At 65.8% G+C, this 26,687-nt stretch carries 29 protein-coding genes; 11 read left to right on the top strand and 18 right to left on the bottom strand.

The genetic code is table 11. The features are described 5' to 3' along the window. Positions 1 to 188 precede the first annotated feature (188 nt). From M4578_RS09590 to M4578_RS09540, 11 genes are all read right to left on the bottom strand, one after another. A complete protein-coding gene (locus M4578_RS09590; protein ID WP_258093227.1) occupies positions 189 to 968 on the bottom strand; it encodes a succinate dehydrogenase iron-sulfur subunit in 780 nt (259 codons plus the stop codon). 9 nt (positions 969 to 977) lie between these two features. Further along, positions 978 to 1,286, bottom strand: coding sequence for a hypothetical protein (locus M4578_RS09585; protein ID WP_258093226.1), 309 nt, complete (start codon positions 1,284 to 1,286; stop codon positions 978 to 980). An 11-nt stretch (positions 1,287 to 1,297) separates the two neighbouring features. Then, positions 1,298 to 1,615: a hypothetical protein gene (locus M4578_RS09580; protein WP_258093225.1), complete on the bottom strand. Its 318-nt coding sequence runs from the start codon at positions 1,613 to 1,615 to the stop codon at positions 1,298 to 1,300. Further along, positions 1,615 to 3,420 carry a succinate dehydrogenase flavoprotein subunit gene (gene sdhA, locus M4578_RS09575; RefSeq protein WP_258093224.1) on the bottom strand — a complete coding sequence of 602 codons (1,806 nt, stop codon included), beginning with the start codon at positions 3,418 to 3,420 and terminating at the stop codon, positions 1,615 to 1,617. Before sdhA ends, M4578_RS09580 begins: the two co-directional genes overlap by 1 nt. A gap of 19 nt (positions 3,421 to 3,439) precedes the next feature. Next, complete coding sequence (sdhD, locus tag M4578_RS09570) at positions 3,440 to 3,811, bottom strand: succinate dehydrogenase, hydrophobic membrane anchor protein (protein WP_258093223.1); 372 nt, start codon at positions 3,809 to 3,811, stop codon at positions 3,440 to 3,442. A gap of 14 nt (positions 3,812 to 3,825) precedes the next feature. After that, positions 3,826 to 4,221 carry a succinate dehydrogenase, cytochrome b556 subunit gene (sdhC, locus tag M4578_RS09565; RefSeq protein ID WP_258093222.1) on the bottom strand — a complete coding sequence of 132 codons (396 nt, stop codon included), beginning with the start codon at positions 4,219 to 4,221 and terminating at the stop codon, positions 3,826 to 3,828. 228 nt (positions 4,222 to 4,449) lie between these two features. Then, the gene (locus M4578_RS09560; protein ID WP_258093221.1) at positions 4,450 to 4,653 is read right to left on the bottom strand and encodes a hypothetical protein; all 204 of its coding nucleotides are present in this window, start codon (positions 4,651 to 4,653) and stop codon (positions 4,450 to 4,452) included. Between the two features lie 97 nt (positions 4,654 to 4,750). After that, on the bottom strand, positions 4,751 to 5,782 hold the full coding sequence (locus tag M4578_RS09555) for a MaoC family dehydratase (protein WP_258093220.1): 1,032 nt from the start codon (positions 5,780 to 5,782) through the stop codon (positions 4,751 to 4,753). Then, entirely contained in the window at positions 5,782 to 5,985 is a 204-nt protein-coding gene (locus M4578_RS09550; RefSeq protein ID WP_258093219.1) for a DUF1737 domain-containing protein, read from the bottom strand. The genes M4578_RS09555 and M4578_RS09550 overlap by 1 nt, the downstream gene beginning before the upstream one ends. A 14-nt stretch (positions 5,986 to 5,999) precedes the next feature. Then, the gene (locus tag M4578_RS09545) at positions 6,000 to 6,545 is read right to left on the bottom strand and encodes an NnrU family protein (RefSeq protein WP_258093218.1); all 546 of its coding nucleotides are present in this window, start codon (positions 6,543 to 6,545) and stop codon (positions 6,000 to 6,002) included. 48 nt (positions 6,546 to 6,593) lie between these two features. Then, entirely contained in the window at positions 6,594 to 7,445 is an 852-nt protein-coding gene (locus M4578_RS09540; RefSeq protein ID WP_258093217.1) for an HpcH/HpaI aldolase/citrate lyase family protein, read from the bottom strand. Between the two features lie 307 nt (positions 7,446 to 7,752). Here M4578_RS09540 and M4578_RS09535 point away from each other — a divergent pair, with 307 nt between their 5' ends. Next, entirely contained in the window at positions 7,753 to 8,070 is a 318-nt protein-coding gene (locus M4578_RS09535) for a hypothetical protein (RefSeq protein ID WP_258093216.1), read from the top strand. A gap of 272 nt (positions 8,071 to 8,342) precedes the next feature. Beyond that, a complete protein-coding gene (gene mdh / locus M4578_RS09530; RefSeq protein WP_258093215.1) occupies positions 8,343 to 9,305 on the top strand; it encodes a malate dehydrogenase in 963 nt (320 codons plus the stop codon). A gap of 20 nt (positions 9,306 to 9,325) precedes the next feature. Here the strand turns inward: mdh and M4578_RS09525 are convergent, their stop codons facing one another. Continuing rightward, positions 9,326 to 10,378: a glycosyltransferase family 2 protein gene (locus M4578_RS09525; RefSeq protein WP_258093214.1), complete on the bottom strand. Its 1,053-nt coding sequence runs from the start codon at positions 10,376 to 10,378 to the stop codon at positions 9,326 to 9,328. A gap of 270 nt (positions 10,379 to 10,648) precedes the next feature. Here M4578_RS09525 and sucC point away from each other — a divergent pair, with 270 nt between their 5' ends. The 8 genes from sucC (at position 10,649) to lpdA (ending at position 20,236) form a co-directional block, all read left to right on the top strand. Beyond that, positions 10,649 to 11,842, top strand: a complete 1,194-nt coding sequence (gene sucC, locus M4578_RS09520) for an ADP-forming succinate--CoA ligase subunit beta (protein WP_258093213.1) — start codon at positions 10,649 to 10,651, stop codon at positions 11,840 to 11,842. 12 nt (positions 11,843 to 11,854) lie between these two features. Beyond that, on the top strand, positions 11,855 to 12,214 hold the full coding sequence (locus M4578_RS09515) for a hypothetical protein (protein WP_258093212.1): 360 nt from the start codon (positions 11,855 to 11,857) through the stop codon (positions 12,212 to 12,214). 9 nt (positions 12,215 to 12,223) lie between these two features. Then, the gene (sucD, locus tag M4578_RS09510) at positions 12,224 to 13,108 is read left to right on the top strand and encodes a succinate--CoA ligase subunit alpha (RefSeq protein WP_258093211.1); all 885 of its coding nucleotides are present in this window, start codon (positions 12,224 to 12,226) and stop codon (positions 13,106 to 13,108) included. A gap of 170 nt (positions 13,109 to 13,278) precedes the next feature. Continuing rightward, entirely contained in the window at positions 13,279 to 16,251 is a 2,973-nt protein-coding gene (locus M4578_RS09505; protein WP_258093210.1) for a 2-oxoglutarate dehydrogenase E1 component, read from the top strand. A 4-nt stretch (positions 16,252 to 16,255) separates the two neighbouring features. Further along, positions 16,256 to 17,776, top strand: a complete 1,521-nt coding sequence (gene odhB, locus M4578_RS09500; protein ID WP_258093209.1) for a 2-oxoglutarate dehydrogenase complex dihydrolipoyllysine-residue succinyltransferase — start codon at positions 16,256 to 16,258, stop codon at positions 17,774 to 17,776. An 89-nt stretch (positions 17,777 to 17,865) separates the two neighbouring features. Then, a complete protein-coding gene (locus M4578_RS09495) occupies positions 17,866 to 18,366 on the top strand; it encodes a hypothetical protein (RefSeq protein WP_258093208.1) in 501 nt (166 codons plus the stop codon). Next, the gene (locus tag M4578_RS09490; RefSeq protein WP_258093207.1) at positions 18,363 to 18,752 is read left to right on the top strand and encodes an MAPEG family protein; all 390 of its coding nucleotides are present in this window, start codon (positions 18,363 to 18,365) and stop codon (positions 18,750 to 18,752) included. The genes M4578_RS09495 and M4578_RS09490 overlap by 4 nt, the downstream gene beginning before the upstream one ends. Before the next feature lie 95 nt (positions 18,753 to 18,847). Beyond that, positions 18,848 to 20,236 (top strand): dihydrolipoyl dehydrogenase, encoded by a 1,389-nt coding sequence (lpdA, locus tag M4578_RS09485; protein WP_258093206.1) that lies wholly within the window; start codon positions 18,848 to 18,850, stop codon positions 20,234 to 20,236. A gap of 235 nt (positions 20,237 to 20,471) precedes the next feature. Here the strand turns inward: lpdA and M4578_RS09480 are convergent, their stop codons facing one another. Genes M4578_RS09480 through M4578_RS09465 form a run of 4 tightly spaced genes read right to left on the bottom strand, consistent with a single transcriptional unit; the run spans position 20,472 to position 23,375 of the window. Beyond that, the gene (locus tag M4578_RS09480; RefSeq protein ID WP_258093205.1) at positions 20,472 to 21,074 is read right to left on the bottom strand and encodes a pyridoxamine 5'-phosphate oxidase family protein; all 603 of its coding nucleotides are present in this window, start codon (positions 21,072 to 21,074) and stop codon (positions 20,472 to 20,474) included. Then, the gene (locus tag M4578_RS09475; RefSeq protein ID WP_258093204.1) at positions 21,071 to 21,796 is read right to left on the bottom strand and encodes a lysophospholipid acyltransferase family protein; all 726 of its coding nucleotides are present in this window, start codon (positions 21,794 to 21,796) and stop codon (positions 21,071 to 21,073) included. The genes M4578_RS09480 and M4578_RS09475 overlap by 4 nt, the downstream gene beginning before the upstream one ends. Next, positions 21,796 to 22,701 (bottom strand): cell division protein FtsX, encoded by a 906-nt coding sequence (locus M4578_RS09470; RefSeq protein WP_258093203.1) that lies wholly within the window; start codon positions 22,699 to 22,701, stop codon positions 21,796 to 21,798. Before M4578_RS09470 ends, M4578_RS09475 begins: the two co-directional genes overlap by 1 nt. Beyond that, complete coding sequence (locus M4578_RS09465) at positions 22,698 to 23,375, bottom strand: cell division ATP-binding protein FtsE (RefSeq protein ID WP_258093293.1); 678 nt, start codon at positions 23,373 to 23,375, stop codon at positions 22,698 to 22,700. Before M4578_RS09465 ends, M4578_RS09470 begins: the two co-directional genes overlap by 4 nt. Positions 23,376 to 23,534: 159 nt before the next feature. Here M4578_RS09465 and M4578_RS09460 point away from each other — a divergent pair, with 159 nt between their 5' ends. After that, a complete protein-coding gene (locus tag M4578_RS09460; protein WP_258093202.1) occupies positions 23,535 to 24,425 on the top strand; it encodes a zinc-ribbon domain-containing protein in 891 nt (296 codons plus the stop codon). A gap of 123 nt (positions 24,426 to 24,548) precedes the next feature. Here M4578_RS09460 and M4578_RS09455 read toward each other — a convergent pair whose 3' ends face one another. After that, positions 24,549 to 25,814, bottom strand: coding sequence for an ABC transporter permease (locus tag M4578_RS09455; RefSeq protein WP_258093201.1), 1,266 nt, complete (start codon positions 25,812 to 25,814; stop codon positions 24,549 to 24,551). Beyond that, the gene (locus M4578_RS09450) at positions 25,811 to 26,617 is read right to left on the bottom strand and encodes an ATP-binding cassette domain-containing protein (RefSeq protein WP_258093200.1); all 807 of its coding nucleotides are present in this window, start codon (positions 26,615 to 26,617) and stop codon (positions 25,811 to 25,813) included. The genes M4578_RS09455 and M4578_RS09450 overlap by 4 nt, the downstream gene beginning before the upstream one ends. Between the last annotated feature and the right edge of the window lie 70 nt (positions 26,618 to 26,687).

Genomic DNA, 26,687 nt, shown 5'->3' with positions numbered 1-26,687 from the left:
ATTGGACCGGTCTCGATCCTGATGGGCAACACAACTGCCAGTGCAAAACCCGTGGCGGCTGCCGGTCTACAACACGGATGCCGCAAAGCATCCGGTCACGCAGGCGCCCGAGAGCGGGCGCACGGCGGGCCATAGAAAAACGCCGCACCCGGGAGGGCGCGGCGCTTGTCGGTCGCTGAACGCGGAAATCACACGTGGCGGTTCAGCATCATCTTCTTGATCTCGGCGATGGCCTTCGCCGGGTTCAGACCTTTCGGGCAGGTCTTGGTGCAGTTCATGATCGTGTGGCAGCGATAGAGCTTGAACGGGTCTTCCAGCCCGTCCAGACGCTCGCCCGTCGCCTCGTCGCGCGAGTCGATGATCCAGCGGTAGGCGTGCAGCAGTGCCGCCGGGCCGAGATAGCGGTCGGAGTTCCACCAGTAGCTCGGGCAGGCGGTCGAGCACGACGCGCACATCACACATTCATAAAGACCGTCGAGCTTCTTGCGGTCCTCGATGGACTGCTTCCACTCCTTCTCGGGGCGGTTGGTCTTGGTTTCAAGCCAGGGCATGATGCTGGCGTGCTGCGCATAGAAATGCGTGAGATCGGGGATCAGGTCCTTGACCACCGGCATATGCGGCAGCGGGTAGATCTTCACATCGCCCTTGATCTCGTCCAGCCCGTAGATACAGGCCAGCGTGTTGATCCCGTCGATGTTCATCGCGCAGGAGCCGCAGATGCCTTCACGGCAGGAACGACGGAAGGTCAGGGTCGTGTCGATCTCGTTCTTGATCTTGATCAGCGCGTCCAGCACCATCGGCCCGCATTTGTCCATGTCGAGATAGTAGGTATCGACACGGGGATTCTCGCCGGTATCGGGATCCCAGCGGTAGATCTTAAACGCCCGGACATTGGTCGCGCCCTCGGGCTTCGGCCAGGTCTTGCCCGTACGGATCTTGGAGTTCTTGGGGAGTGTGAATTGAACCATATCGCTCTCCTATCGGATGAGGGCCGGGAGCCCCTCGGCTGCCAGGCAGGTTAGGGTCTCGGGCTTCGAGACGATCTCGCTGACGATCTGCACGGTGCTTTCCGTCGGACCGGTGATGCTGTCCGCCGCCAGCGCATAGATCTGCGTGGACGACGCATTGTCGATGACGCAGTCGATGGCCGGCTGCACAGGCACGCCCGGAAAGCGCTCGGCCACCACCTTCGACACGGTCGACCGCGCGGCCTCGCGTGCGATCTGATCCTGGCTTTCCTGCGAACAGGCGGCGAGGAGCAGCGTGAGAAGGAGGGCTTTGCGCAAGACGGGATCTCCTAGTGGAACAGCCAGTAGGCGAGGCCGCCGCGCATACAATCGCGGGTGCCTCTCTTGTATAGGATATCGGTGACGATATCGTCGATCAGCTCGGGCTGGCCGCTGGCCGAGGCAAGCGACAGCGCCTCGATCTGGCCACGGCTGGCGTAATCGAGCGTGCAATCGACCGCACGGCCAATCTCGACCCCCGGCGCCTTTTCCATCAGCACCGGCGCAACCGCATCGCGGGCGGTCTCGCGCGCAAGATCCCCTGCCGGCAGCGGCTCGAGAACCGAGCAGCCGGCAAGAAGCATCCCCAGGGCGAGACCGATCCGCATCAGAAGGTCCGGGCCTTCGGCGCGATCTTGGCCTGGCTGATGCCGCCCTGCTCCTCGGTGGTCAGCGGATCGAGGATCACCGGACGATGGCTCAGCGTGACCTCGGTGCCCTCGACGCGGCTGATGGTGTGGACCCGCCAATTCTCGTCGTCGCGCGTCGGATAATCCTCGTGGGCATGCGCCCCGCGGGATTCCTTGCGCGCCTCGGCGCCCACGATGGTGGCCAGCGCGTTGGGCATGAGGTTGGTCAGCTCCAGCGTTTCCATCAGATCCGAGTTCCAGATCAGCGAGCGGTCGGTGACCTTGAGGTCGCCCATCTTGCCGGCGATCTCGGTCATCTTCACGACGCCTTCCTTGAGGGTCTTGTCGGTGCGGAACACCGCCGCATCGGACTGCATGGTACGCTGCATCTCAAGCCGCAGCTCGGCGGTCGGCGTGCTGCCATTGGCGTTGCGCAGCCCGTCGAACCGGTCAAAGGCTGCATCCACCGACGGCTGGTTCAGCGCGTGCTTCGGTGCGTCCTTGTCGACCACCTTGCCGGCACGAATGGCGGCGGCGCGGCCAAAGACCACGAGGTCGATCAGCGAGTTGGAGCCGAGACGGTTGGCCCCGTGCACCGAGGCGCAGCCCGCCTCGCCCACGGCCATCAGACCCGGAACCACGGCGTTCGGGTTGTCGGCGGTCGGGTTCAGCACCTCGCCCCAGTAGTTGGTCGGGATGCCGCCCATGTTGTAGTGCACCGTCGGCAGAACCGGGATCGGCTCTTTGGTCACGTCCACACCGGCAAAGATCTTGGCGCTTTCCGAGATGCCCGGCAGGCGTTCGGCCAGCGCTTCGGCGGGCAGGTGCGACAGGTTCAGGTGAATGTGATCACCATGCTCGCCCACGCCACGGCCCTCGCGGATCTCCATGGTCATCGAGCGCGAGACATAGTCGCGCGGTGCGAGGTCCTTGTAGGTCGGCGCGTAACGCTCCATGAAGCGCTCGCCCTCGGAGTTGGTGAGGTAACCGCCCTCGCCGCGCGCGCCTTCGGTGATCAGGCAGCCCGAGCCGTAGATGCCGGTCGGGTGGAACTGCACGAATTCCATGTCCTGAAGCGCGAGCCCCGCACGGGCCACCATGCCGCCGCCGTCGCCGGTGCAGGTGTGGGCCGAGGTCGCCGAGAAATAGGCGCGGCCATAACCGCCGGTGGCCAGCACGACCATCTTGGCGTTGAAGACGTGGAAGGTGCCGTCGTCGAGTTTCCAGCAGACCACGCCCTGACACACGCCGTCATCGGACATGATCAGGTCGATGGCGAAATATTCGATGTAGAACTCGGCGTTGTTCTTGAGCGACTGGCCATAAAGCGTGTGCAGGATGGCGTGGCCGGTGCGGTCGGCCGCGGCGCAGGTGCGCTGCACGGGCGGGCCTTCGCCGAATTCGGTGGTGTGGCCGCCGAACGGGCGCTGATAGATCTTGCCCTCTTCGGTGCGCGAGAAGGGCACGCCGTAATGCTCCAGCTCGTAGACGGCGGCGGGCGCCGAACGGGCGAGATATTCCATCGCGTCGGTGTCGCCGAGCCAGTCCGAGCCCTTGACGGTGTCGTACATGTGCCACTGCCAGTTGTCCGGGCCCATGTTCGACAGCGACGCCGCGATGCCGCCCTGCGCGGCGACGGTGTGCGAACGCGTCGGGAAGACCTTGGTCACGCAGGCCGTGCGCAGCCCCTGCTCCGCCATGCCGAGCGTGGCGCGAAGGCCAGCGCCCCCTGCCCCGACCACCACGACGTCATAATCATGCGTCTCGTATTCGTATGCAGCCATTTTTCCGGGTCTTTCTGTCTCAGAGGGCAATCTTGGCGATGCCGAAGATTCCGGCGGCGGTGAGCGCATAGGTCAGACCCACAACCAGCATGATCAGCAGCTTCCGGGTGGTGCCGCTGGTGTAATCCTCCAGCATCACGCGGGCGCCCTTGTGAAAGTGTTGCATGCCGACGAAGAGCGTGAGCCCCGCGAGGATCGCCGGAAAGGGCCGCTCGAACGTGGCGAGCGCGCTCTCGTAGCCCGAGCCCAGCGCCCGGCCGAAGATGATGAGGAAGGTGGGCACCATGAACGCCAGCGCCACGGAGCTGACCATCATGTACCAGTGATGTTCGGCGCCGGTATGGGCCGAGCCCTTGCCAACGGCGCGCTTGCGGTCGGTCAGGTAACGCATATCCGATGCCTCCCTCAGATCCAGTAGATGATCACGGTCGCGACGGTCAGCGCCACGGAGCCGTAAATGCAGGCCCAGCCGAGTTTTTCGGCGGTCTTGATGTCGAGCCCCTTGCCCGCGTCGAAGATCAGGTGACGCAGCCCGGCCAGGTAGTGATACCAGATGGCCCAGAGCGAGCCGAACATGATGAGATTGCCCACCCAGGAGGTAATCCACCATTCGGCGGTTTCAAAGTATTCCGGCCCCGCGGCAAGCGCCAGGAACCACCAGACCATCAGCAGCGTGCCGACGATCAGAGCGTTTCCGGTGATGCGAGTGAGGATGGAGCTCATCGAAGTGAGCTGCGGTCGATAATACGGCCCGATCATGAAGGGGGAGAGCGGGCGCTCGATCCGGGTCTCTTCGGCCATGGCGTGTCCTTTCGGTTCCCTCGTGGCAGGGTTCTAGCGGGTTTCCGGGCCTCATGTCACGCCGGTGCATGCATGGCAGGCGCGTTTTTTGATCGCTTTTTGAAAAAATAAGCAAAAATGTGATCACACCCGAAAAAGTGTGATCACATATCGGACGCTAACATTCCGCAGTGCAGAATATGTGCCGGAATTTGATTCTGTCGCTGCGAGATGCGACAGGACGGCGGCTCAGTCGGGAAACCCCAGCCGCTTCAGCGCCAGCGCGCCCTTGTCGCGCAGCGCCGGATCCGGCGAGCGGATGTCGCGGTGGATGCTGCTGACCAGCCCGCTGAATTTGCGGCACTTGACCAGATCGCTGATCGTATCGGGAATGTCCCGGACAGGCAGGGCCAGAACGTCTTCGGTTCCGTGCGGCAGATCGGTGGCAGGCATGGCGAACCCTCTGATGGCAGAAACGAATCTCCTCCCGCTCCAAGTGTACCGGAGCGGGGTCGCATTTGCGACGAAATCGTTAACGCCGGGGCGCCGATCACTGCGGCATAAGCGCCCAATAATCGAGGTCCAGCAGCACGTTAGGCAGGTATTTCCCGTCCTCGCCTTTCAGCTCGAACGGCGCCCCGCCCTTGGTCGCGACCAGCCGCAGGCGGATGGCCCCCACGCCCGGCGCCGGGGTGTCGGCCTTGTCCAGCACCTCGGTCCAGGCGCGGACCGTATCGCCCGAGAAGCAGGGGTTGGCATGCGCCCCGCCGTTCAGCCCCACGATCATCTGCGCATTGGCCAGCCCGTTGAAGCTCAGCGCGCGCGCCATGGAGATCACATGCCCGCCATAGATCAGCCGCTGCCCGTCGGGCCGGATCGTGGAATCGAAATGCACCTTGGATGTGTTCTGCCAGAGCCGAGTCGCCATCATGTGCTCGGCCTCTTCGATGGTCACGCCGTCCACATGGTCGATGGTCTCGCCCACCTGATAATCGCCCCAGCGATGCGGCTCGCCCGCCAGGGTGAAATCGTAATTCTCGAAGCTCAGCCCCTCGGGCACTGCCAGATCCTCGGGCGTCAGCACCGTCTTCAGCTCGGGGATCACCGTTTCGGGCGCGGGCGCGTCGAGATCGTTTTTCTTCACCATCACCCAGCGGCAATAGTCCATCACGGTCTCGCCGCGCTGGTTGGTGCCGGTGGTGCGCACATAGACCACGCCGCTCTTGCCGTTGGAGTTCTGCTTGAGCCCGATCACCTCGGACGACGACCGCAGCGTGTCGCCCGCATAGATCGGGGTCAGCCAGCGCCCTTCGGCATAGCCCAGATTGGCCACCGCGTTCAGCGAGATGTCGGGCACGGTCTTGCCGAACACCACATGGAAGGCCGCAAGATCGTCGATCGGGCTTTCCGGCAGCCCGCTGGCACGCGCGAATTCGTCCGAGGAATAAAGCGCATGCCGCGCCGGGTAGAGCGCGTGATAAAGCGCCCGCTCGCCCGTGGAGACGGTGCGCGGCACCGCGTGGTCGATCACCTGACCGATGGCATAATCTTCGAAGAAACGTCCCGGATTGGTCTTGGCCATCAGTGCTCTCCCAGTTTGGTCTCGGGGGTGTAGGTGCCCTCCACCTCTTTCACCACGGCCTGACCGCAGCGCATCACCCCGTTGGCGGCGTCAAAGGCATAGGTCGGCTGGCCGTGCAGCTCCCAGCCCTTGTTCAGCGCGGCGGTGACCTTGTGGCAGAAGGCCGAGGTGTCGTCCTCGGTCAGAAAGCGGTAGAGTTTCATAGCGGTCCCAGACATTATCCGAAGGTGGGGTAGCCAAGCCAGGTGTGCACCCAGCCAATGACGAAAAGCAGGACAAGGCTGGCGGCCAGAAAGATCAGGTCTTTCCGGATCGGCCCCTTTTCCGGCGGGGTCCAGTCCGGTTCGGCGCGGTTGATGACCCCCATCTCGACAATGGCCCAGAGCCCCAGCCCGCCGAACAGCACAAAGCTCGGCACGTCGCCGTTGACCAGCAGATGCGCCACCGTCCAGAGCAGGAACCCGGTCAGCATCGGGTGGCGCATCCGGTAGAACAGCGCGCCTTTCTTCGGCCCAGGCGAGGTGAAATAGAGCGCCGCCAGCATCAGCAGATTGTTGATGCCCACCGTTGCCGGATCCCGGCCCCAGAACGCCGCGCCATCGGCCATGCGATAGCCGAAGATCATCAGCAGGACGGAGACGAGCAGCGCCAGCGCAACGGCGCCCCTGCCCTTGTCGCCAAGCGCCGCGCGCTGCGCGGGCGCGGCCCGTTTGAACAGATGCGCGCCCGCCCAGAGCAGCACGCCGAGGATCAGCAGGACCATAAAGAACTCCTTTGGTGCCTTGCGTGTCGATACCCGGCCAGACTGCCTTTATTCGCTCAGCGCGGCAATGGCATCCGCCTTGGCCAGCAGGCTTTGCGCGGTCGCCACATGCAGATTCTCGACGATCTTGCCATCGACCACGGCAACGCCCTGCCCGGCCTTCTCGGCCTCTTCAAAGGCGGCGATCTGGCGCTTGGCCAGCTCGATTTCGGCTTCGGTCGGCGCAAAGGCGGCGTTGGTGATCTCGACCTGCGCGGGGTGAATCAGCGTCTTGCCGTCAAAACCCATGTCGCGGCCCTGATCGCATTCCGCCTTGAGCCCCGCGTCGTCCTTGAAGGCGTTATAGACGCCGTCGACGATCACGCAGCCGGTGGCCTTGGCTGCCAGCAGGCACATGCCCAGCGAGGCCATCATCGGCAGCCGGTCGGCGCGGAAGCGCGAGTTCAGCTCCTTGGCCAGATCGTTGGTGCCCATCACCATGCCCATGAGCTGTGGATGCGCGCCGATACTGGCGGCATTGAGCATGCCCTTGGGCGTCTCCATCATCGCCCAGAGCGGCTTGTCCGTCAGCCTGGCCAGCGCGTCGAGTTGATCGGTACTTTCCACCTTGGGCAGCAGCACCGCGTCGCAGTCCATATCGTTGGCGGCCTTGGCATCGGCCTCGCCCCATTCGGTGTCGAACCCGTTGATCCGCACGATCTTGGTCCGCTTGCCATAGCCGCCCTGCGCCAGCGCAGCGGCCAGGGTGGCACGCGCCGCGGGCTTTTCGCCGGGCGAGACCGCGTCTTCGAGATCGAAGATGATCGCATCCACCGGCAGGCCGCGCGCCTTGTCCAGAGCACGGTCCTTGGAACCGGGAATATAGAGCACCGAGCGGTAGGGGCGCATCGTGAGATCCATGAGTCTCCTCCGTTTCGAAGAAATAATGTTGCGCGGTAGAGGCCAGTTTTTTGCGAAAAGTGCAAGAGGAGAAGCGCCGCGTCGCAGAAAAAAGCCGGTTTCCGACGCGTTTCCGGCGCGACCGGCACGGCTGTCCCGGTGCCTTAACCAATCCTTTGGGTTTTCTCCGCAGGCTTTTGACAGGGGTTCGGACCTGCGTTCGCATCCCCGGGGAGCGAAGCCAACCCAGAGCCGAGGGCACGACCGGCGCGGGAGGCGCGGCAAAGCCCGCGCGACCTCCTGGCGCGACAGCCGAAAGGGCAAAGCGATGAAACGGACGATGGCAGTCATGGCGGGTTTGGTGGCCTGTTTGGGGGCGGTGCCCGCGGGGCAGGCCCGCGCGCAGACCGCGACCTGTGCCCCCCGCGCGCAGGTGATCGAGAAGCTGGCCTCGAAATACGGCGAAACGCGGCAGAGCATCGGGCTGGGCAGCAACAACGCGGTGATGGAGGTGTTCGCCTCGGCCGAGACCGGCACCTGGACGATCACCGTCACCTCTCCGGCGGGGCTGACCTGTCTGGTCGCCAGCGGTCAGGCGTTCGAGCCGCTGGCCGAGGCGCTTCCCGCCCCCGAAAGCGATGCCTGACCGGCCACCGCGAGAATCGACAGCCCCGCCGCACAAGCGGCGGATTTGCGGATCCGGCCCCCGCCCACCCGCCTTTGGCGGGCTGAAAACAGATCCCGCGCATCGCCGGGCCCGGCGTGGGCTAAGCTCTCGATTTTCTTGTCTTTAGCGCCATCATTTCCGCCTGCCCCCCGGCGCCCCCGCGCATCGCTGCCCCGCAGCGCCCTTGCGCGCGCCCGGGCAAACCCTTACGCAAGCGGCGGAATTCATGAAATGGAGCGGAGATTAGATCCATGGCAAGACCCAAGATCGCCCTGATCGGCGCGGGACAGATCGGCGGCACGCTCGCCCACCTCGCAGCCCTGAAGGAACTGGGTGACGTCGTCCTCTTCGACATCGCCGAAGGCACCCCCGAGGGCAAGGCGCTCGACATCGCCGAATCCGGCCCCTCCGAGGGCTTCGACGCGACGCTGAAGGGCACGCAGGATTACGCCGACATCGCCGGTGCCGACGTCTGCATCGTCACCGCCGGTGTGCCGCGCAAGCCCGGCATGAGCCGCGACGACCTGCTCGGCATCAACCTCAAGGTCATGAAGTCGGTCGGTGAAGGCATCCGCGACAACGCGCCGGATGCCTTTGTTATTTGTATCACCAACCCGCTCGACGCGATGGTCTGGGCGCTGCAGAAATTCTCGGGCCTGCCCGCGAACAAGGTCTGCGGCATGGCCGGCGTGCTCGACTCGGCACGCTTCCGTCACTTCCTCGCCACCGAATTCAACGTGTCGATGAAAGACGTCACCGCCTTTGTGCTGGGCGGCCACGGCGACACCATGGTCCCCTCGGTCCGTTACTCGACCGTCGCCGGCATCCCGCTGCCCGACCTGATCGAGATGGGCTGGACCACGCAGGAGAAGCTGGACGCCATCGTGCAGCGGACCCGTGACGGCGGCGCCGAAATCGTCGGCCTGCTGAAGACCGGCTCGGCCTTCTACGCGCCCGCCACCTCGGCCATCGAAATGGCCGAAGCCTATCTGAAAGACCAGAAGCGCGTGCTGCCCTGCGCCGCCTATTGCGACGGCGACCTCGGCGTCTCCGACATGTATGTCGGCGTGCCCACCGTGATCGGCGCCGGCGGCATCGAGAAGATCGTCAACATCAAGCTCAACAAGGAAGAGCAAGAGATGTTCGACACCTCGGTCAAGGCCGTGAAGGGCCTGGTCGAAGCCTGCAAAGGCATCGACGGCTCGCTCGCGTAAGAGCTTTCGCCGGGGCGCGCCTAGCGCCCCGGCACGCCCCGGATCAGCCCGGCCAGCGCCTCGGGCCCGGTATAGCGCTTGGATCCGGCATAGACCGGCGACTGCGCCAGCCCCTCCCCATCCAGCAACCGCTTGTAATGGCCCGAACCATCGGCGTGCTGCCCCCGTTTCGCGATATATTCGATCCCCTCGCGCCCGCGGGTGAAGGGGTAATGCAGAAAGGCCGCGATGCTCTCGGACATCGGGATCGCCGCATCCAGCTTGTGCGCGCCGCCGTTGAACTGCCAGCCCCGCCGCCAGCGCAGCAGCCCCAGCTTCGTGCAGTTCAGCGTGCCCGCGAAGAGCCGTTTCGCCACCGAACGCGCCAGCCGCCCCGGCCGGGCATTCACCGCCCCGTCAAAACCGAACCGATGCGACGCGACCCAGCGCGAGACCGGACCGGACGGGGTGGGTCGCGGATAGAACAGACGGTGCCGGGCCCCGCCGACAAAGGCCACCGGCGGCGTCGGAAACCGTTTCAGCGTCGCGCGCGTCACCGGGCGCAGGGCATAGCCTTCGGGGAACGGCGCCGGGCCATCGAAATAGGGAAAGCTCTCAGTCAGGCTGCGCCCCTGACCGTCCGGAAAGATGTGCTCGCCCAGCGGCCGGTCGTCATACATGTCGATCATCAGCGTCGCCACCGCCTGCGCCCCCTCGCCTTCGAGCGCTGCGATATAGCCCTCCAGCGACAGCCCGGGCTGGCCCGCGAAGACGAAATGCTCGTCGAGATCGGGCACCAGACACCAGCGCCCATCCGCATAGCGATCCAGAAGCTGCGACCGCCACAGCGCCTTGTGCGCACGATAGCTCGACCCCTCGACCGGACGGAAAACCGTGACATCCGGCTGCGCCGCCAAAAGCGCGGCCGTGCCATCGGTCGAGCGGTCGTCGACGATCAGAAAGGTGACCCGGCCCAGACCGCGATAATGCGCCAGGAACGCCGGCAGGATATTCGCCTCGTTGTGCACCAGCGCCACCACCGGCACCGCCTCCCGGTCTATCCGGTCCGGTCCCGATCTCTCGAGATAGTCCACGCAGCGCCCTCCGCCCGTTTTTCCTTCGTTCCCGCCCTCCGCCATGCACCAAACGGTGGGGCCGAAGCGCAGCGGAACGGTGATTCTTCCGTGACGCCGCTAACATCAGACAAACACGATTTGATTTTGTGATCACAGCTCCGAAAAGCGTGATCACAAAAGGCAGAATTTCCTCGCAATTCGAGGGACCTCGCGATATTTCGTTTAACGCAGGCCGCTATGCATGGGTATACCGGCAACGAAATCGCAGCAAGACGGGAAGATTCTTTCATGAACATCCATGAATATCAGGCGAAGGCGCTTCTGCGCGACTATGGCTGCCCGGTCTCGGACGGTCGTATCGTTCTGACCGCCAACGACGCCAAGACCGCAGCGGGCGAGCTCGACGGCCCGCTCTGGGTGGTCAAGGCTCAGATCCATGCAGGCGGCCGCGGCAAGGGCTCCTTCAAGGAATCGGAAGCCGGTGAAAAAGGCGGTGTGCGCCTGGCCAAATCGGTGGAAGAAGCCGCCGAGGAAGCCAATCGCATGCTCGGCCACACGCTGGTGACGCACCAGACCGGCCCCGCCGGCAAGCAGGTGAACCGCATCTATATCGAGGACGGCTCGGACATCACCTCCGAATTCTACCTCGCCCTGCTGGTGGACCGTCAGTCCAGCCGCATCTCCATCGTCTGCTCGACCGAGGGCGGCATGGACATCGAAGAGGTCGCGGCCTCGACGCCTGAGAAAATCCTCTCCTTCTCCATCGACCCCGCTGTCGGCTACCAGGGCTTCCACGGCCGCCGCGTCGCCTTTGCGCTGGGTCTGGAAGGCAAGGCCGTCCGCCAGTGTTCCAACCTGATCGGCAACCTCTACCGGATGTTCGTCGAGAAAGACATGGAGATGCTGGAGATCAACCCGCTGATCCTGACCACCGACGGCGAGATCAAGTGCCTCGACTGCAAGGCCGGGTTCGACAGCAACGCGCTTTACCGTCACCCCGACATCGTCGGCCTGCGCGACGAGACCGAGGAAGACCCCAAGGAACTCGCCGCCTCCCAGCACGACCTGAACTACATCGCGCTCGACGGTGAGATCGGCTGCATGGTGAACGGCGCGGGCCTGGCCATGGCGACCATGGACATCATCAAGCTCTACGGTGCGGAACCGGCCAACTTCCTCGACGTGGGCGGCGGCGCGACCAAGGAGAAGGTGACCGAGGCGTTCAAGATCATCACCTCGGACGAGAACGTCAAAGGCATCCTGGTGAACATCTTCGGCGGCATCATGCGCTGCGACGTGATCGCCGAGGGCGTGATCGCCGCGGTGAAAGAGGTCGGCCTCCAGGTTCCGCTGGTCGTGCGTCTCGAAGGCACCAACGTGGATCTCGGCAAGAAGATCATCAACGAGTCCGGTCTGGACGTGATCGCCGCCGACAACCTCGCCGATGGCGCCGAGAAGATCGTGAAGGCTGTGAAGGGCTAAGAGACTCCGTGCGTGTTGGTCTTCATCTATGGCATAGCGGTCTGTCTGGGCGCGATTGCGGGCGCAGTGTCCGCCGGCGTACTCATGATTCTGGCCGCTCTGCTTGCGAAGGCGACGCGCGTCTCGATCCCGTTCTCTTCTATCGCCGCTCTGGCTCTGCTCTGGCAGGTCTGGCAGCGCGTCACCTTTCCGATCCGGCAGGGTCTCGCCACGGGCGAGGTCGACGGACCGGGGGGCATCGGCGCGGTGGCCCTGCTTTTCGGAATGCACGCCTTTCTGGCGACCGGCGCGATCAGCGTGCTGGGCCTGAGCATCAGATTATGGATCGAAGCCCGCAAACGCGCCGCTTCGAAACTTGAAACTGCAAAATAGGAGGCCGCAATGGCTGTCCTCGTAGACGCAAATACCAAAGTCATCTGTCAGGGCTTCACCGGCTCGCAGGGCACCTTCCACTCCGAACAGGCCATCGCCTACGGCACCAAGATGGTCGGCGGCGTGACCCCCGGCAAAGGCGGCACCGAGCATCTCGGCCTGCCGGTCTTCAACTCGGTCCACGAGGCCGTGCATGTGACCGGTGCCAATGCCTCGGTGATCTACGTTCCGCCGCCCTTCGCCGCGGATTCGATCCTCGAAGCCATCGACGCCAAGGTCGAGCTGATCATCTGCATCACCGAGGGCATCCCCGTCCTCGACATGATGACCGTGAAGCGCGCCCTCGTCGATTCCGGCTCGCGGCTGATCGGCCCGAACTGCCCCGGTGTCATCACGCCGGACGCCTGCAAGATCGGCATCATGCCCGGCCACATCCACAAGCGCGGCAAGGTGGGCGTCGTGTCCCGCTCGGGCACGCTGACCTATGAGGCCGTGAAGCAGACCACCGATCTGGGCCTTGGCCAGTCCTCGGCCGTGGGCATCGGCGGCGACCCGATCAAGGGCACCGAGCATATCGACGTGCTGGACATGTTCCTCGACGACGACGAGACCGAAGCGATCATCATGATCGGTGAAATCGGCGGCTCCGCCGAAGAGGAAGCCGCCGCTTTCCTCGCCGAGCAGAAGAAAAAGGGCCGCTGGAAACCGACCGCCGGTTTCATCGCCGGCCGCACCGCCCCTCCGGGCCGCCGCATGGGCCACGCGGGCGCCATCGTCGCCGGTGGCAAGGGCGACGCGGAGTCGAAGATCGAAGCGATGAAATCCGCCGGCATCGTGGTGGCCGATAGCCCCGCAACGCTGGGCGAAGCCGTCATGGCAGCGATCAAGGGTTGAGCTATATCCTTGCGTGGCAGGCAGTTTTGCCTGCCACGCACACGAATTCGTGGTCGGGCGGGGCCTTGCCTTGCCCCCCGCAAACCGGAAGAGGAGCATCGCGAAAGGGGCCCTGAGGCCAAGGTCCCTTTCCTGCTGCTTCACCGATCGGTCTGAAAGGAAGACGCGCGATGACGGATCAAAGCCCGAACGATCAGTTCCATGCCTCCAGCTTCATGCAGGGGGCGAACGCGGAATATCTCGAACAGATGTACGCCCGCTATGCCGAGGACCCCAATGCGGTCGACGCGGCCTGGGCCGAGTTCTTTGCCGCGCTCGGCGACGACGAGACCAGCGTCAAGAAAGAGGCCCAAGGCGCCTCGTGGGAGCGCGCCGACTGGCCGCCGAGCCCCAATGACGACCTGACCGCCGCGCTGACCGGCGAATGGCCGATGCCCGTGCCGCCGAAAGAGGCCAGGGGCGCCGGCAAGAAGATCGCCGAAAAGGCCGCCGAGAAGGGCGTGAGCCTCACCGACGATCAGGTCAAGCGCGCCGTGCTCGATTCGATCCGCGCGCTGATGATCATCCGTGCCTACCGGATCCGGGGCCATCTGGCCGCCGATCTCGACCCGCTGGCGCTGCATGGCCGCGAACCGCATCCCGAGCTCGACCCGAAGGCCTATGGCTTCACCGAGGCCGACATGGACCGGCCGATCTTCATCGACAACGTGCTGGGCCTGCAAATCGCTTCGCTGCGCGAGATCATGGGCGTGCTGAAACGCACCTATTGCGGCACCTTCGCGCTGCAATACATGCATATCTCGAACCCCGAGGAATCCTCCTGGCTGAAAGAGCGGATCGAGGGCTACGGCAAAGAGGTGAAATTCACCCGCGAGGGCCGCAAGGCGATCCTCAACAAGATGGTCGAGGCCGAGGGCTTCGAGAAATTCCTCCATGTGAAATACATGGGCACCAAGCGCTTCGGCCTCGATGGCGGTGAATCGCTGATCCCCGCGATGGAGCAGATCATCAAGCGCGGCGGCAATCTCGGCCTCAAGGAAATCGTCGTGGGCATGCCCCACCGCGGCCGCCTCTCGGTGCTGGCCAACGTGATGCAGAAGCCCTATCGCGCGATCTTCAACGAATTCCAGGGCGGCTCGTTCAAGCCCGAGGACGTGGACGGCTCGGGCGATGTGAAATACCACCTCGGCGCCTCCTCCGACCGCGAATTCGACGGCAACAAGGTGCACCTGTCGCTGACCGCCAACCCCTCGCACCTCGAGGCGGTGAACCCGGTGGTTCTGGGCAAGGTCCGCGCCAAGCAGGACCAGTTCGGCGATACCGAGCGCAGACAGGTGCTGCCGATCCTGCTGCACGGCGACGCGGCCTTTGCCGGCCAGGGCGTCGTGGCGGAATGCTTTGCGCTGTCGGGTCTGCGCGGTCACCGCACCGGCGGCACGATCCATATCGTGGTGAACAACCAGATCGGCTTTACCACCGCGCCGCACTTCTCGCGCTCCTCGCCCTACCCCACCGACAACGCGCTGGTGGTCGAGGCGCCGATCTTCCACGTCAACGGCGACGACCCGGAGGCCGTGGTGCACGCCGCCAAGGTGGCCACCGAGTTCCGCCAGAAATTCGGCAAGGACGTGGTCATCGACATCTTCTGCTACCGCCGCTTCGGTCACAACGAAGGCGATGAGCCCATGTTCACCAACCCGGTGATGTACAAGGCCATCAAGAAGCAGAAAACCACGCTGACGCTCTATACCGAGCGGCTGGTCAAGGACGGCCTGATCCCCGAAGGCGAAATCGAGGATATGAAGGCCGCGTTCCAGGCGCATCTGAACGAAGAGTTCGAGGCCGGGAAAACCTACAAGCCTAACAAGGCCGACTGGCTGGATGGCCGCTGGTCGCATCTCGACAAGCAGAAAGAGGGCAACTACCAGCGCGGCGAAACCGCGATCAAGCCCGAGACGCTGGCCGAGATCGGCAAGGGCCTGACCACCGTTCCCGAGGGCTTCCCGCTGCACAAGACCGTGGGCCGCTTCCTCGAACACCGCAAGAAGATGTTCGAAGAGGGCAAAGGCTTTGACTGGGCGACCGCCGAAAGCATCGCCTTCGGCTCGCTGCTGACCGAGGGCTACCCGGTGCGTCTGGCCGGGCAGGACAGCACGCGCGGCACCTTCTCGCAGCGCCATTCCGGTCTCGTGAACCAGGATGACGAAGAGCGGTACTACCCGCTCAACAACATCCGCGAAGGTCAGGCGCGCTATGAGGTCATCGACTCGGCGCTCTCGGAATACGCGGTGTCGGGCTTCGAATACGGCTACTCGCTGGCCGAGCCCAACGCGCTGGTTCTGTGGGAGGCCCAGTTCGGCGATTTCGCCAACGGCGCGCAGATCATGTTCGACCAGTTCATCTCGTCGGGTGAATCGAAGTGGCTGCGGATGTCGGGCTTGGTCTGCCTGCTGCCGCACGGCTTCGAGGGCCAGGGACCGGAGCACTCCTCCGCCCGTCTGGAGCGCTTCCTGCAAATGTGCGGTCAGGACAACTGGATCGTCGCCAACTGCTCGACGCCGGCCAACTACTGCCACATCCTGCGCCGTCAGCTTCACCGCTCCTACCGCAAGCCTCTGATCCTGATGACGCCGAAATCGCTTCTGCGCCACAAGCTGGCGGTTTCGGATGCCGAGGATTTCACCACCGGCTCCTCCTTCCACCGCGTCCTCTGGGACGATGCGGAAAAAGGCCATTCGGACACGCAGCTGAAGCCGGACGCCGAGATCAAGCGCGTGGTGATGTGCGCGGGCAAGGTCTATTACGACCTGCTGGAAGAGCGCGACGCGCGCGGCATCGACGATGTCTATCTTCTGCGGATCGAACAGTTCTACCCCTTCCCGGCGCTGTCGCTGGTCAAGGAGCTGGAACGCTTCAAGGGCGCCGAGATGATCTGGTGCCAGGAAGAGCCCAAGAACCAGGGCGCCTGGACCTTCATCGAGCCCAATATCGAATGGGTGCTGGGGCGCATCGACGCCACCCACAAGCGGCCGCGATACGTGGGCCGCGCCACCTCGGCCTCGCCCGCCACGGGTCTGGCCAGCCAGCACAAAGCACAACAAGAAGCGCTCGTGAACGAGGCGCTGAGCATCGAAGGGAACTGAGACAATGACGACCGAAGTGCGAGTCCCCACGCTCGGGGAATCCGTGACCGAGGCAACGGTGGCGACCTGGTTCAAGAAGCCGGGCGACAGCGTGGACGTGGACGAGATGCTCTGCGAACTGGAAACCGACAAGGTGACCGTCGAGGTGCCGTCTCCGGTCGAAGGCGTGCTCGAGGACATCGTCGCGCAGGAAGGCGATACGGTCGGCGTCGATGCGCTTCTGGCCAATATCGCCCCGGCGGGCGAGGCCGGTTCGGCGGATGTGGAGCTGCGCCCCTCCGCCACCAAGCCCGAAACGCTCACCGATGCCGGCGATGCCGCGCCCGTCGATGTGATGGTGCCGACGCTGGGTGAATCGGTGACCGAGGCCACCGTTTCGACCTGGTTCAAGAAGGTCGGCGATCAGGTGACCCAGGACGAGATGCTCTGCGAGCTGGAAACCGACAAGGTGTCGGTCGAGGTTCCGGCCCCCGCCTCCGGCGTGCTGACCCAGATCCTCGCAGAAGAGGGTGCCACGGTGGAAGCCGGCGGCAAGCTCGCGGTGATGTCGGGCGGTGCCTCCGCCTCCGCCTCTGCCGCGGCCCCCGCAGCCGCGCCCGCCCCGGCGCCGGCCGCATCGTCCGGCAAGGATGTCGAGGATGCCCCCTCGGCCAAGAAGGCCATGGCCGAAGCGGGTCTCGACCCCAAGGCCGTGCAGGGCACCGGCAAGGACGGTCGCATCATGAAAGAAGATGTCTCCGCCGCCATCTCCGCCGCGAAATCGGCACCGGCCGCCGCTGCCGCGCCCGCCGCCGCGCCGCGCGCCCCCTCACCCGCCGAGGATGCCGCCCGCGAAGAGCGCGTCAAGATGACCCGCCTGCGCCAGACCATCGCGCGCCGCCTCAAGGACGCGCAGAACACCGCCGCCATGCTCACCACCTATAACGAGGTGGACATGACCGAGGTGATGGCGCTGCGGAACCAGTACAAGGACCTTTTCGAGAAGAAGCACGGCGTGCGCCTGGGCTTCATGTCCTTCTTCACCAAGGCCTGCGTGCACGCGCTGAAGGAAGTCCCCGAGGTGAACGCCGAGATCGACGGCACCGATGTGGTCTACAAGAACTTCGTGCACATGGGCATCGCCGCGGGCACCCCGCAGGGTCTCGTGGTGCCGGTGCTGCGCGATGTCGATGCCAAGAGCTTTGCCGAGATCGAGGCCGAGATCGCCGAGAAGGGCCGCCGCGCCCGCGACGGCAAGCTCTCGATGGCCGAGATGCAGGGCGGCACCTTCACCATCTCGAACGGCGGTGTCTACGGCTCGCTGATGTCCTCGCCGATCCTGAACCCGCCGCAATCGGGCATCCTCGGCATGCACAAGATCCAGGACCGTCCGATGGTCGTCAACGGCGAGATCAAGATCCGCCCGATGATGTATCTGGCGCTCTCCTACGATCACCGCATCGTCGACGGCAAGGGCGCCGTGACCTTCCTCGTGCGCGTCAAGGAAGCGCTGGAAGATCCGCGCCGGCTGCTGATGGATCTGTGATCGGTGGGATAATCCCCCGACCACCATCAGCGTTCTGACATGCCGGGCGGGCCCCAAGGCCCGCCCGCATCCCACCCCGGAGCCGGAAGATGCCCCGCCGCAGCACCGAAGAGATCCTGGCTGACCATGACCGCACCCGCGCGGCCCTGGACCATCTCTTTGCAATCCTCGGGCCGATCATCGAACCGGACAATCCGACCTACCTGACCGACGGCGCCATACCGGCCGCTTCGATGCGTGCCCTCGTGACCGAGGGCAAGGCGAGCGCTTCGCAGATTCTCGCTGGCGCGCGCGAAGAGCTGACCTCCATGACCTACGCCATCGAGGACATCCGCCACCGCGACCCGCAAGCCGCCGACTGGGCGACCGAGGAATACAAGCGCCGCACCGGCCGCAACCTCTGGTCCGACGTCAAACCCCCGGCCCGGCAGGTCCGCGCGCTTCTCAAACGCGGCCGAATCCGCAACGAGAGTGACTGGAGCCTGATCAACACCGCCCTCTCGGACCCCATTCCCGGTTTTCTGACCGAAGCCGAACAGGCGCAGGCCGAAACCCTCCTGGCCCGCTGGCACGAGGAAAAGACCGCATGACCCCCGAACTCACCGCCCTCACCCTTGCGCTGCTGCTGCATTGCGCACTGATGATCTACATGGGCACCCGCGCCGGCGAACTGGGCGACTGGGCCGCCGGCCCCCGCGATACACCGCCGCCGAAACAGCCCTCGACCCTCACCGGGCGGCTCTCGCGCACCGTGAACAACTCCTTCGAAAGCCTGGTGATGTTCGCCCCCGCCGTGCTGATCGTCACCTTCACCGACCAGACCAGCGCCGTCACCACCATCGCCGCCGTCACCCATCTGCTGGCGCGCCTGCTCTATATTCCCGCCTATCTCTTCGGCTGGACTCCCTGGCGCTCGCTCATCTGGCTCGCGGGGTTCTTCGCCACCGCCGTCATGCTCATCGCCACGCTCATATGACCTTTCATCTTTCCCGATAAACTCCGGGGGACAAGCGAGCCCCGGCTCGCGAAGGGGGCAGCGCCCCCGCCCCGCCAACCAAGAGGACCACCCATATGGCACAATACGACGTCATCGTCATCGGCTCGGGCCCCGGCGGCTACGTCGCCGCCATCCGCTGCGCCCAGCTCGGCCTGAAAACCGCCTGCGTCGAGGGCCGCGACACGCTCGGCGGCACCTGCCTGAACGTCGGCTGCATCCCCTCCAAGGCGCTGCTGCACGCCTCCCACCAGCTGCATGAGGCAGAGCACAACTTTGCCAAGATGGGGCTCAAGGGCAAGGCGCCGTCGGTCGATTGGAAACAGATGCTCGCCTACAAGGACGACGTGATCGGCCAGAACACCAAGGGCGTCGAGTTCCTCTTCAAGAAGAACAAGATCGACTGGATCAAGGGCTGGGCGACGATCCCCGAGGCCGGCAAGGTCCAGGTCGGGGACGAGACCTATGAGACCAAGAACATCCTGATCGCCAGTGGCTCCGAGCCCAGCACCCTGCCCGGCGTCGAGATCGACGAGAAGGTGGTGGTCAGTTCCACCGGCGCGCTGGAGCTGCCGAAAGTGCCGAAGAAGCTGGTCGTGATCGGCGCCGGCGTGATCGGGCTGGAACTGGGCTCGGTCTACAAGCGGCTGGGCTCCGAGGTCTCGGTCATCGAATTCCTCGATGTCATCACCCCCGGCATGGATGCCGAGGTGCAGCGCGGGCTGCAGAAGATGCTGACCAAGCAGGGGCTGGAGTTTACCCTCGGTGCCGCCGTGCAGAAGGTCGAGGCGTCCAAGACCAAGGCCAAGGTCACCTACAAGCTGCGCAAGGACGACAGCGAACACACGGTCGAGGCGGATGTGGTGCTCGTCGCCACCGGCCGCCGTCCCTTCACCGAGGGGCTGGGGCTCGACAAGCTGGGCATCGCCACCACCGAGCGCGGCCAGATCAAGACCGACGCCCATTGGCAGACCAATGTGCCCGGCATCTACGCCATCGGCGACGCCATCGCCGGGCCGATGCTGGCGCATAAGGCCGAGGACGAGGGCATGGCCTGTGCCGAGGTCCTGGCGGGCAAGCACGGCCATGTGAACTATGGCGTGATCCCCGGCGTGATCTACACCTGGCCCGAGGTTGCCTCGGTCGGCGCCACCGAGCAGGATCTGAAGAACGAGGGCCGCGCCTACAAGACCGGCAAGTTCTCCTTCATGGGCAATGGGCGCGCCAAGGCGGTCTTTGCCGGCGAGGGCTTCGTCAAGATCCTCGCCGATAAGGAAACCGACCGCATCCTCGGCTGCCACATCATCGGACCGGGCGCCGGCGATCTGATCCACGAGATCTGCGTGGCGATGGAATTCGGCGCCTCCGCCGAGGATGTGGCCCTGACCTGCCACGCGCACCCGACCTATTCCGAAGCGGTGCGCGAGGCGGCGCTGGCCTGCGGCGACGGACCGATCCACGCGTAATCCGCCGGTCCCCAGCGGACCCGTCAGAGGCCCCCCGCCCAACGCGGGGGCCTTTCGCGTCAAAAGCCTTCGAAGGCTTTTGCAAATTCCTTCAAAGGAATTTGCCCCGGCCCAACCGGATGCGCCGGCGCAGACCACCTCGGCACGGCCCACGGGTGGCGGACCGACGCTCCCGGACAGGCGCAGGCCCGACCCTTGCAGGCACCCCGGCCCATGGGCGCGCGTCACCCCGCGGCTACCAGAGCGTGCGCTGCGCCCGCTCCGGATAGCTCCGGTCCCACGCCCCGGCCTCGATGTCGCCGCGCGTCATCTCGGACAGGATTTCGCCGAGGCTGGGCACCTCCGCGCTGTCGTCGCGCCCCCAGAGCCCCGAACGCAGCAACGCCTTGGGACATTGCGAATAGATCTCCGCGATGGCGATCACCGCCACCGTGGCGGGCTGACGCCCCTTGCGCTCGAAGCGCGCGCGCAGATCCGCGTCGTCGGTCAGAAAGGCGGTGCCATTGACCCGCACCACCGTGTTCTCGCCCGGCACCATGAACATCAGCGCGATCCGCGCATCGCGCACGATGTTGCGCAGGGAATCCAGCCGGTTGTTGCCGCGCCAGTCCGGCAGCGCCAGCGTGCCCGGATCGAGCTCGAGCACCACCGGCCCGTCATCGCCGCGCGGCGTGCCATCGGTCCCCTCGGGGCCCACGGTCGAGACCACGCAGAACCGCGAGGCGGCGATCCAGCGGCGATAGGCAGGCGTCAGACGCCGCGCCACCTTGCGCAGTGCCGCCTCTCCCGGTGTCCCGTAGAGCGCTTCCAGCGCCTCGATGCTCTCGATCCGCCTCACGCCCCCGTCGCCTCTGCATAGAGCGCGTCGCTTGCGGTTTCGACCTCCTCGGCAAGCTGCTTGAGGAACGCGTCCTTGGGCAGCCCCGGCGCGATGACCGGCAGGAACTCCACCACCGCCAGCCCCGGCTTGCGGTAGATACCCGTGCGCGGCCAGAACGCCCCGACATTGGTGGCCGCCGGCACGCAGGGCTGGCCGGTCTGTTCATAGAGCAGCGCCGCCCCCACCTTGTAAGGCTTGTGCACCCCCGGCGCGACGCGGGTGCCCTGCGGATAGATGATCAGTTGGCCCGGCTCGGCCGTTCCGCGGTCCACATCCTGCAACATCTTTGCGATCGCCGCCCCGCGCTTGCCCCGGTCGACCGGCACGCAGCCGATGCGCAGCGCATATTGCCCCAGCACCGGCGCCCAGAGCAATTCGCGCTTCATGATGAACTTGCCCGCCGGCACCGCCGAGAAGATCATGATGATGTCGAAAAAGCTCTGATGCTTGGCGGCGATCAGCACCTCGCCCTCGGGCGGCGTGCCACGGATCTCGGATTTCAACCCGACCATCCAGTGCGCGGTCCAGCGCGCCCAGCGGCACCAGAGAAGACAGGCCAGGCGCGCGCCCCGGCGCGAGACCATCGCCCAGGGAAAGAACAGGATCCCCAGAACCGCCATCGCGCCATACATCTGCCCGACAAAGATCAGCGACCGCAGCCATTGCACCGCATATGCCATCAGCTCAACCCTCCCAGCACGCGCCGCGCCGCCACCGCCGTGGCAACAAAGGCGACAGCCGCCGCCAGCGGCGGCACCAGCAGCGGAATCAGCCAGTGCCAGCCGCGAAAGCCCAGCCCGGTCAGAAAACCCGCCGTCTCGCCGCCCGACGGCATCAGGAACACCGCGACGACCCCCAGCACCGTGCCCGCCGCCGCGCCGGTGAGCGCCCGCAGGGTGAAGCGGCGCACAAAGGCGCGGGCGATATAATTGTCGGTGGCCCCCACCAGACGCAGCACGGCGATCACCTGCGCATTCGCCGCCAGCGCCGCATTGGCCGCCAGCGTCACCATCGCCCCAACCGCCGCCGCGATCAGCAGCGCCGACACCCAGCCCAGCATCTTCAGCCGCGCCGCTGCCGCCACCAGCGGCTTGCGCCAGCGCGCGTGATCGTCCAGCACCGCCCCCGGCACCTCGGCCTGAAGCCGCAGCCGCAACCCCGTCGGATCGTACCCTCCGGGCGTCTCGATCACCTCGATGAGCTGCGGCACCGGCAGCGAGGCCACCGGCAGATCGGGCCCGAACCAGGGTTCGAGCAACGCCTGCTGCTCGGCCTCGCTCAGCGCCCGGGCCGAAGCGATCCCCGGCGTCTGCTGCAACAGCCGCAGCGCCGCGGCGGTCTGCGCCGCGCGCTGGCCGTCGGGGGCCGAGATCCGCACCGTCGAGGCCCGGGCCAGTTCGTTTCCCCAGCTTGTCGCCAGCCGCCCGGCCGCCAGCGACAGCGCCAGCGCGAAGACCGCCAGAAATGCCATGGCCGCCGCGACGAACAGCGTCAGACGCGCGGTGAAGCCGGTCGGCGGGACAACCCGGTCGGCGGCCGTATCCCCGCGCCCGAGCGCCCGGACGGTTTCGAAAGACAGTCTCACAGATCCGCCCCCGCCGTCTGCAACCGGCGGTTCGAGATCCGCAACACCCGCGCCTGCACCTGCGCCTTGGCCGCGCGGATAAGCTGCAGATCGTGGGTGGCGATGAGGATCGTCTTGCCCATCCGGTTGAGTTCGACCAGCAGCCGCAGCAGCCGCTGCGACATCTCCCAATCGACGTTGCCGGTGGGTTCGTCGGCAAGCACCACCTCGGGTGACATGATCACCGCGCGGGCCAGCGCCGCGCGCTGGCGCTCGCCGCCCGACAACTCGGGCGGAAGCGCCTCTCCGCGTTCGGTCAGCCCGACCCAGGCGAGCAGCTCGCGCAGGTTCTCGGCCTGGCCGGCGCTGTCCTGCCCGGCCACTGTCAGCGGCAGCGCCACGTTCTCGTTCAGCGGCAGGTGATCGAGAAACTGGCAATCCTGATGCACCACCCCGATCCGCCGCCGGCACAGCGCCACCGCGTCCCGGTCCATCTGACGCACGTCCTGGCCGAAAAGCCGGGCATAGCCCGCAGTGGGGCGCAGCGCGCCGTAGCAGAGCTTGAGCAGCGTGGTCTTGCCCGCCCCGGAGGGTCCGGTCAGGAAATGGAATGAGCCCGGCGCCAGTTGCAGCGAGAGATCGGACAGCAGCTCTCCGCCGCCATAGCTGTAGGCCACATTTTCCAGCTCGATCACGCCCAGACCACCCTTGCGGAAACAAGCCCTGTTGTGCATGAGCCGCGCCGCAGATGCAATCCGCCGGGGGCGCGGAAATTGGGCTTTCGCATGCAATCGCGGTAACCTATTGTCCCGCAAGAAGGACCCGCCGAACACACGCAGGAAGATGAGAGCCATATGCGGCTGATTTGCCCAAATTGCGGCGCGCAGTACGAAGTGCCTTCGAATGTTATTCCCGAGGGCGGGCGCGACGTGCAGTGCTCGAGTTGCGGCCATACGTGGTTCCAGGCCCACCCCGACGACGATCCCGAACTGGCGCTGGAACTGGGCCGCACGCTGCCCGACGAAGACTGGCAGCCCGAGCCGGACGCCGAGCCCGAAACGCCGCCGGACCCGGAGCCCGAACCGATCCCCGAACCGGAACCGGCCCCCTCCGAGGAACAGGCGCAGCCCGAAACGCGCCGCCCGCGCGGTCTCGACCCGTCGGTGGCCGAGGTCCTGCGCGAGGAGGCCGAGCGCGAGACGCGCCAGCGCGCCGCCGAGGCCGAAACCCTGGAAAGCCAGCCGGAACTGGGGCTCGAAGAGCCCAGCGAGGACGAGGCCGCCCGCCGCTCGCGCGAGGCGCGCGAGCGCATGGCGCGGATGCGCGGCGAATTCGAGGAAGACGAGTCGCCGCAGCAGCAGGCTGCCGAGACCGCAGCGGCGGCGGCGGCGGCCGGATCGCGGCGCGAGCTTTTGCCCGACATCGAAGAGATCAACCAGACGCTGCGCGCCTCCTCCGAGCGCCGGAGCATGGAAACCCCGCAGGGCCGTGCCGCCGTCGAAGAGGAAGAGAAGGCGCAGCGCAGCGGGTTCTCGAACGGGTTCCGGCTGGTGCTGGCGCTCGCGATCTTCGCCATAGCGCTCTACATGCTCGCCCCCAAGATCGCCGAGATGTTCCCCGGCGCGGGCCCGATCATGGCGGCCTATGTGGCCAAGGTCGATGTGCTGCGCCTCTGGCTCGACGGTCAGATCACCGCGCTGCTGCAAATGCTTGACGGGATGAGCTCCGAGGCGCCCGGCGACTGAGCCGGCCTCCCGGGCGGGATCAGACCGCCCGGCCTTGTCTTGCCGGCCCGCAGAGCGATGCGTCGCCGGCGCCGGATCGGCGAACCGCAGCGCCGCCCCTCTCCCGCTCCGCGTCGCAGAGGCTCAGCCGCGGCCTTTCCACGGCACAAGCGCCTTCTCCGCCAGCCGCATCAGGATGTCGATGCCAAAGCCGATAACGCCGATCAGGATGATCCCCATGATCACGATATCGGTGAGCTGAAACTTCGACGCCACCATGATCATCATGCCCGCGCCCTTTTCGGCAGCCACCAGCTCGGCGGCCACCACGGTGCCCCAGCAGACCCCCATTGCCACCCGCGCGCCGGTGAAGATGTCGGGCAGCGAATTGGGGATGATCACATGGCGCATGATCTGCCATTTGCTCGCGCCCAGCGAATAGGCCGCGTGCACCTTGGAGATCTTCACCCCCGACACGCCCGCGCGCGCGGCGATGGCCATGATCCAGAGCGCCGCGAGGAAGAGCAGGATGATCTTGCCCGGCTCGCCGATCCCCGCCCAGATGATCACCAGCGGGATCAGCGCCAGCGGCGGGACGGGCCGCATGAATTCGACGATCGGGTCGAACCAGCCCCGGAACCAGTCCGATAGCCCCATCGCATAGCCCAGCGGGATGCCGATGAGCGCGCCGAAGAAGAACCCGGCGATCACCCGGAAAAGCGACCAGCCCAGATGCTCCCAGAGCGTGCTGTCGCGATAGCCTTCCCGCGCGATCTCCCTCAGCCGCGCCAGCACCGCCTCGGGCGGCGGCAGCCAGATCGGCTCCATCTGCAAGCCCTTGCTGGGCTCGAAATTCAGCGTGCCCTTGGGCGACATGCCGACCCGTCCGAACGCGGTCATCACCTCGCCGCCGGGCGCGATGGGCGTGCCGTTCACCGCCACCACCCGGTGCCCCTGATCGCGGCCGTGATCATCGTTCCGGTCCACCCGCACGAGCCCCGAGCGCCAGGCGCCCACCGTATCGGCGTCGTTCTTCGCCCAGCCCTCGCCGGGCGCGACCTCGGGTGCCGTGACCTCCTCGCCCACCGGAAAGACGCGGATCGTCACCGTGGCGTCGTCGGGCGCCACGCCCTCGGCCTCGGCGGTATAGGTGAACGTCGCGTCTCCGATGAACGGCCCCGGCGCGTGCAGGACCCCCGGCACCCATTTCGAGCCGGTGAACGCCCCCCAGAGCAGGAAGATGGTCAGCACCGAGACGACACCGGCGACGCGGTTCGGGCGCACCGCGCTCTCGTCGCCGAAGGTCACCGTCTTGCGCGCGGTGAAATCGCGCGTGCTGCGGTGCACCAGCAGCTTCACCAGCAGGAAGGAGGCCACGAAGATGGCGATGTAGATGAGGAAAACGATCATTGCGCCGCCTCGGTGCGGCCCATGATCTCTTCCTCCATGTTCCAGATCATGCCGAGGATCTCTTCGCGGGTCGCCGCGAAATCGGGGTGTTTCTTCACCGCCCGCAGATCCTCGCCCACGCCGAGATCGGCAAAGGGCAGGCGGTATTCCTTGTGGATGCGGCCCGGACGCGGCGCCATGACCAGCAGCCGCTCGCCCAGCAGCAGCGCCTCCTCCACCGAGTGGGTGATGAGGATGATGGTCTTGCCGGTCTCCTTCCAGAGCTTCAGCACAAGGCTCTGCATCTTCTCGCGGGTCAGCGCGTCGAGCGCGCCCAGAGGTTCGTCCATCAGGATCACATCCGGGTCGTTGGCGAGACAGCGTGCCAGCGCCACGCGCTGCTGCATGCCGCCCGAAAGCTCGTAAACCGCCTTTTCCTTGAACTCGCGCAGACCCACCACATCGAGCAGATGGTCCACATGCGCGCCCCAGTCGCGTTCGCGCTTGCCCGCCATGCGCGGGCCAAAGCTCACATTGGCCCGCACATCCATCCATTCGAAGAGCGCGCCCTGCTGGAACACCATGCCCCGCTCGGCGGCGGGGCCGGTCACGGCGTGGCCGTTCAGAAGCACCCTGCCCTCGGTCGGCGCGAGAAACCCCGCGACGATGTTCAGAAGCGTGGTCTTGCCGCAGCCCGAGGGGCCCAGCACCGACAGAAGCTCGCCCGCCGCCAGATCGAGCGAGACATCCTTCAGCGCCTGAACCGACGTTCCGTTGGGCAGGTCGAAGCGCATGGAGAGGTTTTCGAGGACGAGCCCGGTCATGACATCCCGCTTAAAAATCGCGCGACGGCGACCGCTCCTCGAGCCCTTGCGGCCTCTCCTCGCGAAGAGG

It is taken from the genome of Salipiger pentaromativorans (assembly GCF_024721115.1).
GTDB lineage: Bacteria > Pseudomonadota > Alphaproteobacteria > Rhodobacterales > Rhodobacteraceae > Salipiger > Salipiger pentaromativorans.
This window is presented reverse-complemented; position numbering and strand designations above follow the sequence as displayed.